Origin of the sequence: Dorea sp. OM07-5, assembly GCF_003481355.1 — a bacterium.
GTDB lineage: Bacteria > Bacillota > Clostridia > Lachnospirales > Lachnospiraceae > Dorea_D > Dorea_D hominis.
The window spans coordinates 1-15,127 of sequence record NZ_QUKZ01000018.1 but is presented as its reverse complement, the minus strand read 5'-3'; the positions used below and the strand labels follow the sequence as shown (position 1 = coordinate 15,127).

Here is a 15,127-nt window from a genome sequence, read left to right as displayed (position 1 = left end):
ACTAACAATATAATGTTTGCCATGTTTATCAACAACAGATAATGTTGCTTTTCCAGTAACAAAATGTCAATAGTTTTTTTAATTACTTTTTCAAAAAAGGCAAAAAAATAAAGCGTATAGTTTATTTCCATACGCTCTATCTCGCCTTTCATATTAAATTTTGAATTCTGCCAACTGAAATTTTCATGTGCTCAACAAATTGAATTTGCCGCTATCTCCATTATACCATAATATAATAGCCGTTCGCTTTAGAAAAGCTGCAGATTATCCGGCGTAGTGGAGCAAGACGATGTTCATGTCTTTCGGCCGCCATTGTGGGTTATGCGATTGCCTTGAGGTAAATGAAAAGGGATAGGATCGCGGTAATCGCTTCCGTGATCCAAAACGCATTCCAGACACCAACTGCTCCGAAAAGCCTGCTGAGTAAAAGTGCAACCGGAATGATAAGCACTACATACCGACAAAGGGAAATCAATAATGAAGGTGTGCCTTTTCCAAGTCCCTCCAATGCGCCGGAAGATGTAACGGAAACCGCAGAAACGATAAACCCAGCACCGATGATACGCAGGGCCGTTTTCCCGGCTTGAATCGTTGCTTCTGTGTGGGTAAACAGTCCCATAAGCTGGCTGGGGATCAGAAGGCATATCACTGTTCCAAGTACCATAATGATACCGCTCATGCACAAGACGATCTTATAAATCTGACTGACCCTTTTGTTCTCGCCTGCGCCGTAGTTATAGCCGATCAGGGGGCGCATTCCCTGTACAACGCCATTCGCCGGCAGATAGATGAAAGTCTGTAATTTGTAATAGATTCCCAAGACCAAAATATACACTTCAGAATATGCTGCTAAAATAGCATTGAGCGCCGAAATCAAAAGAGACGGAAGCGCAAGATTCAAGGTGGCAGGAATGCCGATTGAATATAGCTTCCATACCATTCCTTTTCCGGGCAGAATGTGCTGTCTGCGAATATGTACGCGGATTGGCCGCACAAAATAAACAACCAGATAAATCGCCAGCGTCAGAGCTTGCCCGATGCCGGTTGCCAGCGCAGCACCTTCGATTCCCATTGCCGGGAATGGGCCATAGCCAAAAATCAGAATGGGGTCGAAGACAATGTTTGTGATGCACCCACACATCAGGCTTATCATGGTTGTTTTCATGTTTCCTACTGCCTGGAATATTTTCTCGAATGTTACACCAACAATGATAACCAATGTAAAAGCGAATGCAACAACACAATAGCGAACGCCAAGTTCAATCACTGTCTCGGATGAAGTGAACATTCCTAAAAAAGCTGGCATCATTGCGATACAGCAGACTGTCATGACAACGCCATGAATCACGGCAAGCACAAGCCCCTGCGTAGCAGCCCGATCCGCTTCCCTGTTATCTCCAGCACCCAGATAGAAGGCGATGACTGCGTTTATTCCAATGCCAAATCCAATTCCGACAGCATTGATGACATTTTGAACCGGGTAAACCAGGGATAATGCCGTCATAGCTTCCTCGCTGATCTGCGAGACGAAAAAGCTGTCGATAATGTTGTATAGGGAATTGACCATCATGGAAAGCACCATGGGTAGTGCCATAGACAGCATCAGCGGCAGTACCGGCTTTTCTTTCATAAAAGTTTCATTCATTCGTGATTGCCTCCAGTGTTTCTTTTTTTCTGCCTGCTCGAAAGATCAGAAACGCCAGAACGAATGTTGCCGTTTCTGTCACAGGGAAGGACAGCCAGATTCCTGTTATCTTCAGGAGTTTTTCCAGGCCCCGCATGAATGGAATGAGCAGCAGAAACTGCCGCAGCAGCTGGATCAGCATACTTGGAATGACCTGTTCTGTGGCCTGGAGATAGGTGGAGATCATGGTAGACCATCCGCAGAATAGGTAACTGACCGACATAATCCGCATTGCGGATATTCCAAAGGAGCGCATGGCTTCCGACGCCGTAAAGAATCCCAAAAGCTGCGCCGGAAAGAGAATTATGGTCAATGTTCCCAGTATCATCATACCGGAGACCAAAGCGGTTCCGTGTCGGAAGGCGGAGTGCAGCCTCTCTCTGTTGCTCGCACCGTAGTTAAACCGCATAATAGGCAAACAGCCCTGGATCAAGCCGTTCACCGTCATAACGATCAACTGCTGTACCTTAAAATACGCACCGAAGAAAGCGATTGCCGTATTGGAATAGGCGACCAGAAAAAAGTTTACAAAAGTCACCATAAAAGAACTAAGGGCATTCATAATGAAAGACGGTAGTCCAAGAGCGAAAATACGACCAATCAGCCACTTTTGCAAATGAAATCCTTTGATCTTGATCTGCACTTTCTGCTTCTTGCCCAGCAGCAAGGCAAATGCCAAAATCATGGATAACAAATAGCCCGCAACAGTAGCCACTGCAGCACCACGGATTCCCATAGCCGGAAAAACACCAATACCAAAAATTAGAAGTGGGTCGAATATAAAATTAACGACCACTCCTGCAATCTGGAACCACATGGGAGCAACCATGTTCCCGGTAGCCTGTATCATCTTCTGGATTGCGATATGCACCATATTGGGAATTTGCATGAACGAACATACGCTCATATAGGCAATACTCAGCTGATAAATTTCTTCATTATTGGTGAATGCCCCAAAGTAGGATTTCATAATCAATAATGACAGAAAATTGAACAAAGCACCAATTCCAAAGGCCAGTAACAATCCATGTGTGACGGTGGTATTTGCCTCATCCTGCTTTTTCTCCCCAAGATACCCTGCAATCAGTACATTCACGCCGACACCGATCCAGATAGACGCCGCATTCATCAGTGTTGTAATCGGGAATGACAGAGAGACAGCTGTTAGTGCATTCTCACTCAACCGCGCTATAAACGCACTGTCTATCATATTATAGGAATATTGCAGGAACATGGAGATTAGCGGCGGCATCGACATTTGCCAAATGAGCCTTCCAACAGGAGCAACCGCCATTTTATTATTGGTCTGCATACTTTCCCTCCTCTCCACAAATTGTCCGGTGCAAAAAAATGCGCCGGACAGCGGAACATTACATCCGAACAATATCGTTTTGTTTGCGTGCTGCGGGCTGACCGGCTTCCTGAGCCGGATACCCCAATGCAATCGCCCCGACGCTAAGCCCGTACACTATGGCGCGTCTTGATAAGAGACAAAAAAATATTTTCCATACAGATATAGTCCGCCATTCTGCTAACACTTCCGAGATACGGACAACAAAAAAAGCCACACAACTATCACAAGATAGCTGTGTGGCAAAAAGATGACCGAATCCGGAAAAGTCCACCAAAATTTTACTCTAAATATTATAACAAACTTGAAGTAGACTGTCAAGCATCAATAATTCTTGAGTTTCTGCATTTTTAAACTTCTGTTTTCTCTACCGATATCTCTCTGGTTAATGCCTAAAATTGTCTGATACAGGCTTATTTCGACTTCTTACTAACCATGGATTTGTTTTTAATACTTTTCCTGCCCAGTCACCACAGCTTGTCATTTGCTCAATCATCGGTTTTTGCATATCTGTATGATGGTCAAGCAAAATCAAAGAAATTTTCTGTTTAATCAATGTCGTCATGATGCCTGTTACATAGTGATAATTTCCAGAATCCCAAAAATGAATTCCATGAATGCCATAGGGCGCAATTCTCGCTCTGATTTCTTCTGCACGTTTGGAACAATATAAATCACATTCCGTAATATCAGAACAGTCCATCCAATGCACTTTATCATTCTTTGGAATCTTCTCGTCACAATATACATGTGAAAAATCTAAAATCAGATGATTTGTTGTCATATTTCATTTCCCCTTGCCTTCATTTCACAATCTAATGTTTCAAGCTATCGTTTTACAGATCCGTGTATTCCATTTCTCTTTTTTTCGTTCGCATTCCCATTCTCTCATAAAATCTCTCTGCTGAAGTATTTCCTGTCCATACATTCAATGTCACTTCATAGCACCCCCGTTGCTTTGCTTCGTTTTTTACATATTCAAACAGCCTTTCACCAATATGCTGCCCCCGCACTTCTTGATCAACACATAAATCATCGATATAGAACGACTTAAACGGCACCATATTATTTGAAACAGGCTGCTCCTGTAATTGGCAAAATGCATACCCTACACAAACATCGGCTTCATCCACCGCAACATATATTGGCTTTTCTTCATTTTTTAAAAGCTCTCTCAATTCGTCTATCGTATATTTTGTTGTACCTGGGATAAAAATATCAGGTCTTATATCTGCATGAATTTGCAGTACCTGTTCTAATAACTTTAAAATTCTCGGAATATCTTTTTCTTTTGCGTCTCTGATCATCATTTTCTCTCCTCCATCAACATCTCCTGATACCTGGCAGTCTCATACGCTTTAATTCTTTCCACCACCGGTTTCAATCTATCATCTGTAATCCGCTCCAATATCCTCATCCGCTTCGGCGATATACCTTCCTCTGACTTACACTTCTCATAATCTTCCGTTTCCATATACCAGTAATGAAATTCTCCTTTATAATACCGTGATAGCTTCTGTGCAATCAGTATACCTTCCGGATCCAGATCTACTGATTTCACGAAATTTGCAGGTGAATCTGGAATATAAACAAGAGAAAAAATTTTTTCAACTCCATTTGCACTCCATTTGGTCTTTTCAACTGCCCACAAAGCCTTTATTCATGGGCTTTTTCTGCAATTTTTCAAGCTATTCAAACTTGGCAAGCTCAAAGAATAAGTTTGACAACATTTATTTTGAGAACACTGCATCATTTCTGGAAAGAAGATACACACAATACTGATTCATACTGATACCTTCTCTCTGAGAATGTTCTGCCAGTGATCTGTGCAGGCTTCTCGGAATTCTCAATTTAAACTGTCCAGAATAGTTTTCCAGACTGTCTGGCTCATGAATCTCTACACCATTCTCTAATGCAGCTTCAATCCATGCTTTTTTTGCATCCAGTGCATTTGCTACCGCACTCTCCACTGTCTCACCACAAGTAATGCAACCAGGCAAATCCGGATAAGAAACTACAAATCCGCCTTCATCCTTGTCTTCCACAATTTCCATACGATAGGACATTGCCATATAATCATTCAGCATCTTCATCATTCTTCGCCTCGCTTTCTACAATCTGCCTTACCATTTCTACATATACTTTCTTGATTGGTTCATGCTTTGGTATTGTAATTGGCATACACCATTGCTTTCTGAAAGTGAATGACTGCTTCCACTTCTTGGTGCATTCATTTCGTATCCGTAGCTTTCCAATACCTCCCATTTACATTATATATGGTGTCATATATGGTGTCAATATTCTATTGTTCATTCCAAAATATTTCATTTTACTTCTATTTCATAACCATCTAAAAACTGTCTGCAAAATCCAGTGCTGCATCCATATCAGTTTCTTTCTCCCAGTCCAGATTATCTTCTGCGATCTCTCCATCCGTTTTCTCCATTGTTAGTGTTCTGTCCGGCAGATTACTTTCTCCTACCGATTCTTTTACAAACGGTACAAGCATTTCCATATTCTCATAATCATACCTCATACTTTCTTGACTTTTATTTTTGACTTTGTCCCAAATTCGGAAAAAACTTATATCTGTATCAGCTAAAATGTTGATACATAAAAAAGGGCAGTCAGTGTAAAAAAAGCAAAATTTTATGTACTCTGGCAGCTAGCTTTGTTATTTCTCCTGCTCTGGTAACATTTCTTTTTGCTTATTTTGCCCTAAATGCCCTTAATTCCCTGATTCATATTTAATTTTAACTGTTTATAATCTATATCTGTTTCTTCAAAAGGTATTCTTTCTTCTGAATCTACAAGACAAAAATCTTCTTCCTCCTGTTATCTATTCCACTGCCAAGTCTGCCTCATAGAATCGAGTGGCTTAAACTGCGGTCGGCTCTGATAACAATTTCAGTGCCACAACCTATGACATCTAATCCACAGCCTAAACCCTACCACATTTTTTCGACCATCCACTTTTTCTCCAGTCAGACTAAAAAGTAGATATGTTTCCATACAAGAAAACCGAGCTTTCCGCAAGGCTTCTCTGATGATACTAACCTCGCAAAAAGCCCGGAAATACGCCACTTTTCAGCTCTTATTTATCTTTTCTTGACAGCGAACAGACCGTCTCCACATGTATCGGTATCGGCTGGGGAACACATTTTCCCAACCACGTTACCGTCTGATGAGCACATTTTTTCAGTTACATTTTCATTCAATCGCTCTGCCTTATTCTGCTCCATTTATGACACCTTTTTCCCTTTCTGATTTGCTCTGTAGTCTGCTTTCGCATTATCTACCTTTAATGTCTGATTGCACTTAAGTACAAATGTCAGTTTATATGGTGTTGGATTACCTTCTGCATCATACCCACCAACAATTACCTTTTCTACAATGCTCTCAAACACGATTCTGTCAAATTCATCCAGGGCATTTTCATTTTCCAGTGTCTGTCGAAGCTGTGACATGCGCTTTCTTATATTCTTCTGCTGTCCGATATTCTCTTCCAGATCCGTAATCTGATGAAGTTTCCGCTGAAAACTCAGTTTCTTTTCATCATAATCTTCCTGTTCTATTTTACCATCAATCAGCAGATCTGTTAACCTACTTTTTTTGATTCAATAGTGGAAATGTCTTTCCAAGAAGCACATCACCTTTATACTTCTCATTTTTAATCATTCCCATAACTCCATGATCATGCCATTCCACCGTGCCACGCTTATTTTTAATCCCGAGTTCTACCAGTCTTTTGGCAATCGTACCACTGCCAATTCCCTGCAAATACATATCATATATGAGTCGGACTGTTTCTGCTTCTGTTTCATTTACAGTAATTGTCTTTGTATCCTGATGATAATCATAACCAAAACAACCATTAAAGCCTACCAGTTCTCCACGTTTCATTTTCATCCGTAATCCCATTTTCACGTTACCGGAAAGAGATTCCACTCCGGGATACATGGGGTGTTCTGATGAGGAGAGATTCCTCTATAATAATGAGGTCGCATTCCACGACCTCATCACCTTCCTTTAAATCCAGATATTTGCTGTGAATTCCTTCTCTTTCAAGCATATCCAGACTTGCCTTCATAACTGTAACCGATGTCCTGACTTTCATACTCCTCAAATTTTTTACTATGGAAAAACCATCTATAATTAATATTTTTATCATAGTCTGTTTACGTTTCAAATCTCCATTTCGTAATTTTCCTACATTTACTATACTATCTATTTAAAAACTTGATAAGAATAAAATTATTCCTGTTTTGTTCTACACGAAAGACTTGTGCCATTCTACCCCACTTCCTTTCCAGACAAAAAAGACGCAAGCCACATTTCTATGACTCACGCCTTTCTGCATAACTTGTTTTACTATTATAAATACTGACTAAATTCCACTTTTTCCTTATTTGGTCCTTCAATCGTAAAGAATTTAACTCCGTTTTCCCAGAAAGGCAGGAAATGTACGGTATCTTTCGTTGTATTTAAACCAGCCTCACTGATCATTTCATACACTTTCTCAATATCTTTTACATCGATTGCAATATGGTCAATCGCACCGTCTTCCATTTTAGCAGCCTTATTCTCATATGTCTCGATTACAAGTGTATTCAATTTTAAGAAAGCTACCTTCTCGTCTGCCCCTTCATTTACTGTCTGGAAGGCAACCTCAAATCCCAGTGTCTCATAAAAACGAATGGTTTTTTCAATATCATTTGTTGGAATTCCAACATGCTGAATTCCATTCAACTGTTCTTTTAACTTCATTTCCATTTTGAATCCTCCAATCTCTCTTCTACCTGTGAAAGCTTCGGCATAGCCGGGATTGCCCCTTTTTTCTCCACGCAAAGACTCGCCACTGCATTTCCAAACAGGGCATACTCTGCTAGTTCGCTCTGAGTCAGTTCATCTAATTGTTTATCCGACTGACTGATCTTATATAGGAAGCCACCCCAGAACGAATCACCAGCTCCATTGGTATCAGTCACATGCTCTACCGTAAATCCCGGAACCATGCATCCGCCTTCTTTATTGTAAATATAAGCTCCATTTCCACCAAGAGTAACAGCTATGATTTTTACACCCTGACGATACAATTCCTCAACTGCTTCCATCATATTCTGATATCCTGTCAAAAGTTCTATTTCTTCATCAGAGATTTTCATGATATCGACATATGGAATCAGACTTCTCATATTCTCTATCGCTGTTTCTTCATTTTCCCACAGAGATGCCCTGTAATTTGGATCATAGGAAATAATGCTTCCCTTATTCTTTGCTCTTTTTACCGCATAGAATGTGGTATCTCTCGCTGGCTGTTCTGTAAGTGACAGCGAACCCACATGGAAAATATACGTCTGATCCAGAATATCAATATCCAACTCCTCTTTCTGAATCTTTGTATCTGCTCCCGGTTTTCTTGCAAAAGCAAATGTACGCTCACCGCTTTCACTCACTTCCACAAACGCCAGTGTCGTAAAATACTTATCATCCATAAGCATGCCTTTTATATCAACATTTTCTTTCTCTAATACAGAGCGCAGAAATTTCCCTTGCATATCATTTCCGGCTTTTCCGATAAATGCAGTATGTGCTCCCAGTCTTCCTGCCGCCACCGCTACATTTGCCGGTGCTCCTCCCGGGTTTCTCGCATACAGCATCTGTCCATCCTCATTTTTTCCCTGAGATGTAAAATCAATCAGAATCTCCCCAAAAGTTGTGATGTCATAGATTGACCGACAAACTGCATCGTTCGTATCCATCAGAAGTCCTGCCTCTAACAGTTTAAACAGAATCTCTTCACATTCCTTAGCATTATCTGTATGAACATGAAGTTCGCCCGTTTCAAAATCCGGCATACTCAAAACACCAAGCATAGATTTTGCATTTACCACATAACGTCCAGCGCATAATTCCGCATCATATGGAATTGCTTCCACAATGCTTACCAGCTTTCTTGCATTCTTCATTGTTCCCAAAACTACTTTTGCAATCATCTGTCTCCCCCTAAGCAAACAGGCTGATCACAATTGCACAGATCAGACCTGTAAGTCCTATAATCGTTTCCATCATTGTCCATGATTTCAATGTTGTCTTTTCATCTATCTCCAGCAGAGAACTTACCAGCCAGAAGCCAGAATCATTGACATGGCTGAATGCCGTAGCACCGCCGTTAATCGCACAGACCATAGCCGCCAGATAAACCGGAGATAATCCTGCAACTCCCGGCATAGCCGCCATAATTCCCGCTGCCATCGTCATAGCTACTACCGCCGCACCTACAGAGGCACGAATCAAGGCCGCAATCAGAAAAGCTACAAGTATCAGTGGAAGTCCACTTTTCTCAAGTGCAGGTCCAATGATATCGCCCATGCCGCAATCCTGTAAAATCCAGCGGATAATTCCTCCTCCAGTGATAACCAGAAGAATCTGACCTGTAGGACGAAGTGAACGGTCCATGATCTTCTTTAACTGTTCTCCATCATATCCCTGTCTTTTTCCAAGAAAATACATTGCAAATAATACTGCAATAATCAAGGCTACAAAAGGTGTTCCGAGGAATTCCAATACCGGACGTACTGCATCAATTCCCGGAACATAAGTGGAAATGGTACTCAGAAGGATCAAAACCAGCGGAACAAGAATGATACATAATACTGTAGAAAATGCCGGAAGATTTGCCTCCTCTTCCACCCTGACTTCCTGAATATTTGATGGAAGTCCTGTGCTAATACGACTGCCGATAAAATTTGACCACAAAATTCCGGCAAAGAGCAGGGAAAGGATTCCTACAGGTACACCTACTGCGATCATAACTCCCAGGTCAACATTCAGCATATTTGCAACAAGTACAGACCCGGCTGATGGCGGGATAAATGCAAAGCCTGTTGCAAGACCTGCCAGCAACGGAATTACATAACATAAGGTAGATTTCTTTGTTTTCTTTGCAAGCCCAAATGCCAGCGGAATCAAAATCACAACGCCTGCCTCAAAAAATACCGTAGTGCCAACTACCAGTCCTGTGATTCCAAGTGCGATTCCTGCCTTCTTTTCGCTGAATTTATTTACCAGTGTCTGTGCAACACACTGCGCACCACCCGATACTTCCAGAATTCCGCCCAACAAAGAACCCAGACCAATCAGTAACACGATTCCCTGCAGTGTTTCACCGGCACCCTTTTCTACTGTGCTGACCAGAGTTGGAACTGGCATTCCGGCTCCGAGCCCAATAAACAAAGCTGAAATCAACAGGGATAATACCGGGTGAATTTTAAATTTGATAATAAGCAGCAATAATAATACTATTCCGACTGCTGCCGCAATCAACAGCCTTGATGGCTCCGCCACAAATACCGCTTCTGTCATTTTCTTTTTCCTCCTGAACCTCTACTTCTATTACATTTTATATTCAAAAGTTTCTCAATCACTTCGAGTCCTCGGCATACTTACATAATTTTGTAAGACGCCGATTTTTTCATTATCACTATACCTGCAATTAGCCAACATATTTATGTATTGTTGCTCTTACAGCCCCAGGTCCTGCGAGCATTTCGCGGAACATTTCTTCAATCTTTTCACCAACTCCATCTTTGTAAAGGTCAGTGAAGAACAGACGCTCATTGGAAAGGATCGGTTTGAGCTGATCTTTGAATGTCTCCGTTTTTCCTACTACGATATCCTTAAACTGTTCCTGAAGTTCCTCGTTCATTGGGTCTGGTGCAAGTTCAAATTTATTTCCTTCATCATCCACACCAAGCATATATCTAAGCCATCCTGCGATTCCCAAAGGAATAGCTGTCAGTCTGGAGGCGTCTCCGAATTTCGCTACATATGCTTTAATTGTCTCACCGAATCGGATACCAACCATCTGAGATACATCTACGGCCAGACGAAGGTTTGTATCTCCCAAATACTCATTCGGGAAACGCTCATTAAAAAGTTCATCCACAAATGCCTGCGGAGAAAGGATTCCCGGGTTTGCGACTACCGGAAGACCTTCATCATAAGCAATCATACGCGCCATCTTCATCATATCTTCGTTTGTGTTCAGCATATGCGCAAACAGATCATATCCAAGAACCACACCCAGCGGACCTGTTGCAGAATGTACAGGGTTCAGACATACTGTTACTTTCATACGCTCAGAAAGGTTAACCGTATTTCTGTCAGCCATATATACACCGAAACCTTTCTCCAGAGCCGGACGGCCGTTCGGGAAGTTATCTTCAATTACGAGATACTGCGGTTTCTCTGCATTAACAAATGGTGCAATATATGTTTTCTTACTTGTGATAACCGGCTGCATATTCTCAACGCCAAGATTCTCAAGGTCCGCTGCGATCTGCTCGCTTGGACGAGGTGTGATCTTATCGATCATCGTCCATGGGAACGCAACAATTTTCTCATCACTTACATAATTTACGAATCCTTCATCTACGAATCCGACTTTCTTCCACTCTTCTGTCATAGTCAGTACAGATTCACGAAGTTTCGCACCATTCTGTGAGCAGTTATCCATGGAAACCAGAGCAATTGGATATCTGCCTGCTTTATATCTTTCATAAAGCATCGCAACCAGAACTGCCATTGCACCTGTTGCTTTATCCGGACCATTTTTGATATCAGCTTCTACAAACGGAAACCATGTCCCGTCAGCTTTTTGTAATGCGTAACCTTTCTCTGTGATTGTAAAGGAAACCATCTGCAGGGATTTGCTGGTAAAGATTTCTTTCAGCCGATTCCAGTGTGCCGGGTCTGAAGACTGTGCTTTTACTGCTTCTGCAAGAGCTCCTATTACTTTGTATTCACGTGTTCCATCACCATGCAGGATTACGCTTAATCCCAGGTTGTCATATGGATCATAAATCTTGTCTACTACATCATAATCAAAAGTCTCTATACATGTAATGCCACGGTTAAGCACGCCCTCTTCCAGAAGGCCGTCAGCAATACCACCGATAAATACACGGAAAATATTTCCGATTCCGAAATGTACCCAACCAGGTTCTTTCTTCGCTTTCTCAGAAACAGCCTCTACATCATAACCTGGCAGAGTGATTCCGGCCTTTTCCCATGCTTCCTGTTCTTTGATTCCATTCAGTGATAATTTCATGATATATCCTCCTTGTTTTCTTTTTGTTATGTTTTAAACTTACGTTTATATCTTAACTGTAAGTCGAGTATATATCCTCCCTATCTAAAAGTCTATTGACAAAAAGTATAATTTTTTCAATCTTATTTTGTGTATTTTTACCAGTTATATTGACCATTACTGTTCTTATTATCGTTATTGCATTTTCACTTTCTATATACTACAATATACATAAAGTTAGAACTTAACTCTATCTATAACAATTCAGGAAATAATATAATCCAGAAAATCTGGCAAGTTTTTGCGCTCTGCCAGACTATATCAAATATATAATTTATAAAACAGCTACAATAACAGAATCAGGAGAATCTTATGAGTGAAAAAGGTTTAACCAATATCAGCGTAAAAAAAATAAACAGATCAAAAGTTTATCAATACATCTACAGAAAAAAAACAACATCCAAGCGCCAGATCGTTCAGGATTTACAGATGGGATTGTCCACCGTAAGCCAGAATCTGAACCTGTTAGAGCAGGATGGCTTAATAGAAAAAAATGGATATTTCGAATCCACCGGCGGAAGAAAAGCAAATGCGATTCAGATTGTATCTGACTTCAGAATTTCCATTGGCATTGGTATTTTAAAGAATATGTTCCATATCACTGCCGTTGACCTGTACGGAAATGCACTCTATACCAATACCATTCCATTTCCATATTCCAACACGCCGGATTACTATAAGCAGGTCACCGATAAAATCAAAGAATTCATTGCCACAAATCAGTATGATGAAGAAAAGATACTTGGTGTTTCCATCGCTACACAAGGAATCACCTCCCCTGATCACTCTACTGTGCTGTATGGAAATATCATGAACAATACAGGCATGATACTGGAGGACTTTTCCCGTTATCTGCCTTATCCATGTTATTTGGAACATGATTCAAAGTCTGCTGCCTTTCTGGAATTATGGAAACACCCGGAACTTGACAGCGCCGTTGTCTTTCTACTGAATCGTAATCTCGGAGGCGCTATCATCACAAACCACCAGATTCATCAGGGAAGTTCTATGCACAGCGGCACGATCGAACATATCTGTATTAATCCAGATGGACCGCTCTGTTATTGCGAAAACCGCGGCTGTCTGGAAACTTACTGTTCCGCCAACGCTCTGGAACAGGCTGCCGGTATGAATATAAAAGACTTTTTCTCTCTTTTACGCGAAAAAAAATCTCCCCAGCTTACACAAATCTGGAAAGATTATCTCCATCACCTGGCCTTTGCCATGAAAAACCTTAATTTAATTATTGATGCGCCTATTATCATCAGTGGTTATCTGGCACCATATTTTTTAGAGGACGACATTGCCTACCTGACTAAACATATCAATGTTTCCTCACCATTCGCATTAAACAAAGAGCACATTTTTGTTGGCACAAATGGACAATACACTCCTGCTATCGGGGCTGCATTGTTCTATGTAAATCAATTTATACATTCAATATAATAAATATTACGCTGCATAATCTTATTCGTATACCGTCAGTTCTTTATGAACATTACCGAATTGTTAGTTGAAAATGATATTCTCTCCGTGGATATCACATGGCTAAAGTCACATGCTCCTCGGTCGCTTTAAGCGACAAGGCTAAATATCGGCGGATACGCCTGTAACTTAGGATATGTGCAGTCATGCGCCTTTTTCCATGCCAGATATGGCAGATTCCCACACCACAGGTAGTCCGCTGTATATCTGCCTGTGTTTATGCTGCTCTTAAGAGTTCCATTTCTGAAAATAGTTCTTTTAAGTCGGTATTGAAACGTTTTTTAGGTTCCGTGATCACTGCCAGTTCATCCCATGTCTGGGCATAGATCTCAATCAGGCAGCTGACCGCAGAACGATAAATATCCAGTGTCTGGCGGATCGGGATATTCTGTTTTCGCAATTCTACGTCATAACTGGATATAATCTTCATATCTGCTTCTTAACCTTCCTATACTCATACTGACGTAAGTTTACTGTTATTTTTCTTCAGAATTAAACAGTTCACTTAAGGTTTCCGCATCTTCCTGCAGTACCTTCAACACATACTTGTCAAAGTGTCTCGCATCCTGTGTCGAAGAACCAAATTCATAGGTTTCCTGCCCATAATCCATAACATCAAACCCCGGAGTTGCTTTACTGGTTCCTGTTGTTTCTGTGGCAGTTCCGTTTTCTGTCTGAGTCTGCGCTGCTGCTTTTGTTACTTCCGCAGCTCCTTCCACATATTGTCCATACATTTCATCAACATAAAGTGTCAGTGATTCCCCAAAAATTTCAGACGGAACATGTCCACCATCCCACTGCCATTCCAGTCTGACATCTGTTCTGCTGTTAAGCCATGCAATCTGCATGTTCATAGACGCAAATAGCGACATATCACTTTCGGATGCACCCATTACAATTCTGGTCCATGTCGGGCTTTCTGTATCTTCATCTCCAATATAGTTGATTGGATTATACAGGTCTACAATATTATTTCCGTATTTGTCACCATCCTCGATAGAGGCGATATCACTTTCATAAGATTCCAGCATTTCGTTTCCATCCGGACCATTTCCATCTGGCATTCCGCCTCCTGGACCTGCATTTTGTCCGGATTCTCCTTTTGCATATCGTCCTTCCAGAAATGCCTGAGCTTTAATCAACCTGCAGCGACCGGATACCAACTCTCCGGTCGCTGTTTTTCTTATTTCTACTATCGTTATAGGGTGAACCCCAGGGTTCATTTTCTCTTGTTATCTATCCCCTAGTGTCAACCCTGCATTATGGACCAGTTTTCACAAAGTCATTACTTCACATAAAAAGAAAGGCTTTCCAGCAGCTAATCGTACTCACTAACGATAGCTCTCTGAAAAGCCTTTAATTTACCACATTATTCTTACTTGCCTGGGTTCACCTTTGACATCAATACAACCGTCTCGACAGTTGTTTTAGTTTCCAAGGGAAGTTCTTTCACTTC

18 protein-coding genes and 1 pseudogene are annotated in these 15,127 nt (G+C 41.2%); 1 reads left to right on the top strand and 18 read right to left on the bottom strand.

The window, feature by feature from the left end:
* Positions 1–319 precede the first annotated feature (319 nt).
* The 16 genes and pseudogenes from DXC04_RS13455 to DXC04_RS13385 all read right to left on the bottom strand — a co-directional run bounded on the left by DXC04_RS13455 (position 320) and on the right by DXC04_RS13385 (position 12,147).
* Complete coding sequence (locus tag DXC04_RS13455) at positions 320–1,645, bottom strand: MATE family efflux transporter (RefSeq protein ID WP_118661209.1); 1,326 nt, start codon at positions 1,643–1,645, stop codon at positions 320–322.
* Positions 1,638–2,996, bottom strand: coding sequence for an MATE family efflux transporter (locus tag DXC04_RS13450; protein ID WP_118661208.1), 1,359 nt, complete (start codon positions 2,994–2,996; stop codon positions 1,638–1,640). Before DXC04_RS13450 ends, DXC04_RS13455 begins: the two co-directional genes overlap by 8 nt.
* Positions 2,997–3,420: 424 nt before the next feature.
* Positions 3,421–3,819 (bottom strand): hypothetical protein, encoded by a 399-nt coding sequence (locus DXC04_RS13440; RefSeq protein ID WP_186855493.1) that lies wholly within the window; start codon positions 3,817–3,819, stop codon positions 3,421–3,423.
* Between the two features lie 52 nt (positions 3,820–3,871).
* On the bottom strand, positions 3,872–4,345 hold the full coding sequence (locus DXC04_RS13435) for a GNAT family N-acetyltransferase (protein ID WP_118661207.1): 474 nt from the start codon (positions 4,343–4,345) through the stop codon (positions 3,872–3,874).
* Positions 4,342–4,596 (bottom strand): DUF2399 domain-containing protein, encoded by a 255-nt coding sequence (locus DXC04_RS13430; RefSeq protein WP_158580509.1) that lies wholly within the window; start codon positions 4,594–4,596, stop codon positions 4,342–4,344. The genes DXC04_RS13435 and DXC04_RS13430 overlap by 4 nt, the downstream gene beginning before the upstream one ends.
* Positions 4,597–4,765: 169 nt before the next feature.
* Complete coding sequence (locus tag DXC04_RS13425; RefSeq protein WP_118661205.1) at positions 4,766–5,128, bottom strand: type II toxin-antitoxin system HicB family antitoxin; 363 nt, start codon at positions 5,126–5,128, stop codon at positions 4,766–4,768.
* Positions 5,112–5,296, bottom strand: a pseudogene (locus tag DXC04_RS16230) (toxin HicA); the annotation flags it as partial. The pseudogene DXC04_RS16230 and the gene DXC04_RS13425, both read right to left, overlap by 17 nt.
* Positions 5,297–5,385: 89 nt before the next feature.
* Positions 5,386–5,571 (bottom strand): hypothetical protein, encoded by a 186-nt coding sequence (locus DXC04_RS15455; RefSeq protein ID WP_147366245.1) that lies wholly within the window; start codon positions 5,569–5,571, stop codon positions 5,386–5,388.
* A 562-nt stretch (positions 5,572–6,133) separates the two neighbouring features.
* A complete protein-coding gene (locus DXC04_RS15610) occupies positions 6,134–6,277 on the bottom strand; it encodes a hypothetical protein (RefSeq protein ID WP_158580507.1) in 144 nt (47 codons plus the stop codon).
* Positions 6,278–6,502, bottom strand: a complete 225-nt coding sequence (locus tag DXC04_RS15745; protein ID WP_199692551.1) for a hypothetical protein — start codon at positions 6,500–6,502, stop codon at positions 6,278–6,280. It abuts the gene before it with no gap.
* Between the two features lie 136 nt (positions 6,503–6,638).
* Entirely contained in the window at positions 6,639–6,944 is a 306-nt protein-coding gene (locus DXC04_RS13410; RefSeq protein WP_243112155.1) for a recombinase family protein, read from the bottom strand.
* Between the two features lie 19 nt (positions 6,945–6,963).
* On the bottom strand, positions 6,964–7,152 hold the full coding sequence (locus tag DXC04_RS13405) for a hypothetical protein (protein WP_118661204.1): 189 nt from the start codon (positions 7,150–7,152) through the stop codon (positions 6,964–6,966).
* Between the two features lie 257 nt (positions 7,153–7,409).
* Entirely contained in the window at positions 7,410–7,802 is a 393-nt protein-coding gene (locus DXC04_RS13400) for a VOC family protein (protein WP_118661226.1), read from the bottom strand.
* Positions 7,799–9,031 carry a carbohydrate kinase family protein gene (locus tag DXC04_RS13395; protein ID WP_118661203.1) on the bottom strand — a complete coding sequence of 411 codons (1,233 nt, stop codon included), beginning with the start codon at positions 9,029–9,031 and terminating at the stop codon, positions 7,799–7,801. The genes DXC04_RS13400 and DXC04_RS13395 overlap by 4 nt, the downstream gene beginning before the upstream one ends.
* A gap of 10 nt (positions 9,032–9,041) precedes the next feature.
* Positions 9,042–10,400: a GntP family permease gene (locus tag DXC04_RS13390; RefSeq protein WP_118661202.1), complete on the bottom strand. Its 1,359-nt coding sequence runs from the start codon at positions 10,398–10,400 to the stop codon at positions 9,042–9,044.
* A gap of 130 nt (positions 10,401–10,530) precedes the next feature.
* Positions 10,531–12,147: a mannitol dehydrogenase family protein gene (locus DXC04_RS13385; RefSeq protein ID WP_118288047.1), complete on the bottom strand. Its 1,617-nt coding sequence runs from the start codon at positions 12,145–12,147 to the stop codon at positions 10,531–10,533.
* A gap of 351 nt (positions 12,148–12,498) precedes the next feature.
* Here DXC04_RS13385 and DXC04_RS13380 point away from each other — a divergent pair, with 351 nt between their 5' ends.
* Positions 12,499–13,632 (top strand): ROK family transcriptional regulator, encoded by a 1,134-nt coding sequence (locus tag DXC04_RS13380; RefSeq protein WP_118661201.1) that lies wholly within the window; start codon positions 12,499–12,501, stop codon positions 13,630–13,632.
* 256 nt (positions 13,633–13,888) lie between these two features.
* Here DXC04_RS13380 and DXC04_RS13375 read toward each other — a convergent pair whose 3' ends face one another.
* On the bottom strand, positions 13,889–14,101 hold the full coding sequence (locus tag DXC04_RS13375) for a hypothetical protein (protein ID WP_226977028.1): 213 nt from the start codon (positions 14,099–14,101) through the stop codon (positions 13,889–13,891).
* Between the two features lie 46 nt (positions 14,102–14,147).
* Positions 14,148–14,894: a hypothetical protein gene (locus tag DXC04_RS13370; RefSeq protein ID WP_147366244.1), complete on the bottom strand. Its 747-nt coding sequence runs from the start codon at positions 14,892–14,894 to the stop codon at positions 14,148–14,150.
* Positions 14,895–15,127: the final 233 nt, after the last annotated feature.

What these genes read in the sequence shown, in the direction of transcription:
- DXC04_RS13450 (WP_118661208.1), bottom strand. Translation starts at nt 2,996, where the DNA reads ATGCAGACCAATAATAAAATGGCGGTTGCTCCTGTTGGAAGGCTCATT.
- DXC04_RS15455 (WP_147366245.1), bottom strand. Translation starts at nt 5,571, where the DNA reads ATGAGGTATGATTATGAGAATATGGAAATGCTTGTACCGTTTGTAAAA.
- DXC04_RS13410 (WP_243112155.1), bottom strand. Translation starts at nt 6,944, where the DNA reads ATGAAAATGAAACGTGGAGAACTGGTAGGCTTTAATGGTTGTTTTGGT.
- DXC04_RS13375 (WP_226977028.1), bottom strand. Translation starts at nt 14,101, where the DNA reads ATGAAGATTATATCCAGTTATGACGTAGAATTGCGAAAACAGAATATC.
- DXC04_RS13455 (WP_118661209.1), bottom strand. Translation starts at nt 1,645, where the DNA reads ATGAATGAAACTTTTATGAAAGAAAAGCCGGTACTGCCGCTGATGCTG.
- DXC04_RS13390 (WP_118661202.1), bottom strand. Translation starts at nt 10,400, where the DNA reads ATGACAGAAGCGGTATTTGTGGCGGAGCCATCAAGGCTGTTGATTGCG.
- DXC04_RS13435 (WP_118661207.1), bottom strand. Translation starts at nt 4,345, where the DNA reads ATGATGATCAGAGACGCAAAAGAAAAAGATATTCCGAGAATTTTAAAG.
- DXC04_RS13425 (WP_118661205.1), bottom strand. Translation starts at nt 5,128, where the DNA reads ATGAAGATGCTGAATGATTATATGGCAATGTCCTATCGTATGGAAATT.
- DXC04_RS13385 (WP_118288047.1), bottom strand. Translation starts at nt 12,147, where the DNA reads ATGAAATTATCACTGAATGGAATCAAAGAACAGGAAGCATGGGAAAAG.
- DXC04_RS13405 (WP_118661204.1), bottom strand. Translation starts at nt 7,152, where the DNA reads ATGAAAGTCAGGACATCGGTTACAGTTATGAAGGCAAGTCTGGATATG.
- DXC04_RS13400 (WP_118661226.1), bottom strand. Translation starts at nt 7,802, where the DNA reads ATGAAGTTAAAAGAACAGTTGAATGGAATTCAGCATGTTGGAATTCCA.
- DXC04_RS13440 (WP_186855493.1), bottom strand. Translation starts at nt 3,819, where the DNA reads ATGACAACAAATCATCTGATTTTAGATTTTTCACATGTATATTGTGAC.
- DXC04_RS15610 (WP_158580507.1), bottom strand. Translation starts at nt 6,277, where the DNA reads ATGGAGCAGAATAAGGCAGAGCGATTGAATGAAAATGTAACTGAAAAA.
- DXC04_RS15745 (WP_199692551.1), bottom strand. Translation starts at nt 6,502, where the DNA reads ATGTCACAGCTTCGACAGACACTGGAAAATGAAAATGCCCTGGATGAA.
- DXC04_RS13370 (WP_147366244.1), bottom strand. Translation starts at nt 14,894, where the DNA reads ATGAACCCTGGGGTTCACCCTATAACGATAGTAGAAATAAGAAAAACA.
- DXC04_RS13395 (WP_118661203.1), bottom strand. Translation starts at nt 9,031, where the DNA reads ATGATTGCAAAAGTAGTTTTGGGAACAATGAAGAATGCAAGAAAGCTG.
- DXC04_RS13380 (WP_118661201.1), top strand. Translation starts at nt 12,499, where the DNA reads ATGAGTGAAAAAGGTTTAACCAATATCAGCGTAAAAAAAATAAACAGA.